Source organism: Tsukamurella conjunctivitidis (assembly GCF_007858475.1).
Classification (GTDB): Bacteria; Actinomycetota; Actinomycetes; order Mycobacteriales; family Mycobacteriaceae; genus Tsukamurella; species Tsukamurella conjunctivitidis.
On record NZ_VIGX01000046.1, the window covers coordinates 1 to 1043 of the forward strand.

1 protein-coding gene is annotated in these 1043 nt (G+C 64.9%); it reads right to left on the minus strand.

The genetic code is table 11. The features are described 5' to 3' along the window. On the minus strand, positions 1 to 1043 hold a 1043-nt coding region (locus FK530_RS24235; RefSeq protein WP_205124244.1), incomplete at both ends, for an endo-beta-N-acetylglucosaminidase.

Below are 1043 nucleotides of genomic sequence, written 5' to 3' on the forward strand. Positions count from 1 at the left end.
GCCTCGATGCCGGCGAAGACCGATTCATAGGGGTCCAGGCCCAGTGACGTGGCGTGCGCGGCCGAGCTGTCCAGCATTCCGCCGCTGAACCAGTAGTTGAGGAAGATCGAGTCCGAGATCCTCTGGTCCGTCTCGGTGTCGAGGATCCAGGGGGAGTTCCGCTGGTTGAACTGGTTCTGGTAGGAGATCCCTCCGTTGGGGTAGGTCACCGAGTCGTACCACTGGACGTACATCCCCGTCTCGCGCAGCTGCCGGACGAACTCGCGGTAGGCGGGGACGTCGGAAGCGGGGACGTTGGACTCCTGATTGGCGAAGTAGCCGTCGAATCCGTAGTAGTGCGCCACTTCCGCCAGCTTGTCGGCCACCGGGTAGGTGCCGTCCTCGCGCCTGTCGGCCAGCAGGTCTCCATAGGTCTGCTCGCCGCGGTCGGAACCGGAGAAGAAGATCGTGGCGATGGACTTGGCACCGTTCTTGTGGGCGGCATTCGTGTAGGCCGCATTGGGCAGGTTGAGCATGCCGAACTCGAACCAGCGTTGCGTCCACTCCTTGGAGGGGTCGTAGAGGGCCTTGTCGACGCCCTGCGTCGGCATCCCGTGCCAGGAGCCGTAGTAGTCGGTGTACTGCCAGTAGTTGAACAGGTACTGGGAGAAGACATTGTTGTCGTGGAAGGACTCGAAGAAGGCGTTGCCGTAGTCCCCCGCCAGATTGAACATCTCCGTGTCGGCTGACAGCTGCGGATTGCGCTGGGTGGCGGGCAGGGGCTCGTTGCGTTCCTGCAGGGGGACCCGGGAGCGCAGGAGCTCAGCGTCCTGGTCAGCCGCAGGGTTCCAGTTCAGCAGATCCAGGCCGGTGTATCCGTGCTGGTAGGGCTGGTGTGCGCCAGCTGTCTGGTCTCCCTGCCAGGGCAGGGTGTCAGTGGCGTGGGCGGGCAGGGTCAGTCCCGCCAGGAGCAGCGCCGAACCAACTGCGGCGGCCGTGCAGCGCCGAAGTCGTCCGGACCGTCGTGGGGACCGCTCGGGAAGGGTGCGATGGGTGGCTGTGGG